Origin of the sequence: Sphingomonas sp. TF3, assembly GCF_003985085.1 — a bacterium.
In the GTDB taxonomy this organism is placed as follows: Bacteria; Pseudomonadota; Alphaproteobacteria; order Sphingomonadales; family Sphingomonadaceae; genus Sphingomonas.
This window is the reverse complement of the sequence record NZ_RWKS01000079.1, coordinates 1-801: the sequence shown is the minus strand read 5'-3', so window position 1 is coordinate 801 and position 801 is coordinate 1. Positions and strand designations below refer to the sequence as shown.

At 62.3% G+C, this 801-nt stretch carries 1 protein-coding gene; it reads right to left on the bottom strand.

The window, feature by feature from the left end:
• Window positions 1-21: 21 nt before the first annotated feature.
• Window positions 22-801, bottom strand: a 780-nt coding sequence (locus tag EJC47_RS20865; RefSeq protein WP_126849597.1) for an IS5 family transposase, incomplete at its 5' end; no start/stop codon positions are given.

Genomic DNA, 801 nt, shown 5'->3' with positions numbered 1-801 from the left:
AGAGCCCGATTCAAAAGTTTCTCAATGGTTTGAGAATGTTGCGATCCTGCGGGTGAGCATGCGGATGCTGGCCACGGTGGCCCATGCGGTGGAGCTTTCGATGGATCGCTCCCAGTCTTTGGCCAGACGGCGGCACCGGCCCAGCCATGCGAATGTGCGTTCGACCACCCATCGGCGCGGCAAGATCTCGAAGCCTTTGGCGGTATCCGATCGCTTGATGATTTCGAGCGTCCACCTGCCGTGGCCCTTGAGCGCGTCCTTGAGTTTGCTGCCTGCATAGCCGCCATCGGCGAAGACGTGCCGCAGCCAGGGGAACCGGAAGCGGACGGCTTTGAGGACATCGGGCGCGCCATCGCGATCCTGGATGTCGGCGGCATGGACGAGGATGAAGATCAAAAATCCGCAGGTGTCGGTGAGGATGTGCCGCTTGCGGCCCTTGATCTTCTTGCCCGCATCGTAGCCGGAAACGCCGCCGCTTTCCGTCGTTTTGACCGACTGGCTGTCGATCACGCCCGCCGTCGGGCTCGCCTCCCGGCCAACCTGCTGGCGCGCTGTCATCGCCAGAAGATGGTTGATTGTCGTGAGCAGGCCACTGTCCCGCCAGCCGTAGAAATAACCGCGCACTGTCGAGATCGGTGGAAAGCATTTGGGCAACATGCGCCATGCACAACCGCTCGACGCTATGTACAAGATCGCGTCCATCACCGCGCGCAGGCGCGTTGTCCGCGGCCGCCCACCACTGCGAGCCGGTGGCAACAAAGGCTCGATCAGCGCCCATTCCCCGTCGCGTAAATCGCTTGG